General features: G+C 31.7%; 2 pseudogenes. Both read left to right on the top strand.

The annotated features are described in order from the left end of the window. A pseudogene (locus tag SB689_RS22610) lies at positions 1–303 on the top strand (hypothetical protein); the annotation flags it as partial. Positions 304–321: 18 nt separating this feature from the next. Beyond that, a pseudogene (locus SB689_RS22605) lies at positions 322–410 on the top strand (phosphorylase); the annotation flags it as partial.

Raw genomic sequence — 410 nt, 5'->3', positions numbered from 1 at the left:
TATGTTTACTCCAACGGAATTATCCAACCTTATAAAACCTATACCGACCTTAAAGATATTGTATTAGAATTCCCTGGGATGATGCAATCTAATAATTCTACTAAAGAAGAGCTTGTATCTGTTCTTAAAAAAGAAGACCATTTCTACGAAATAACTTCACAGAGGAAAGACCCTAAGAAGATTGAAAAAACGGTTGTTACCGTATATGAAGTGATGAATGGCCAAAAAAGAATTGTAGAAGAATACGACTCTATATATCAACTTATGGCTTCTCCTTATAAAGAAGCAATTTTCATTAATTAAAACAAAAAAATATAAATTATGCTAAACAAACTTGCTGCTTCAGAACTTGTTCTGAATGAAGACGGAAGTGTATACCACTTGAATCTTTTACCTGAAGATATTGCTGA

This window comes from Chryseobacterium sp. SIMBA_038 (assembly GCF_046535115.1).
Lineage (GTDB): Bacteria > Bacteroidota > Bacteroidia > Flavobacteriales > Weeksellaceae > Chryseobacterium.
Note: the sequence above shows the minus strand (reverse complement) of the source record. Positions and strands in the feature narration are given on the sequence as shown.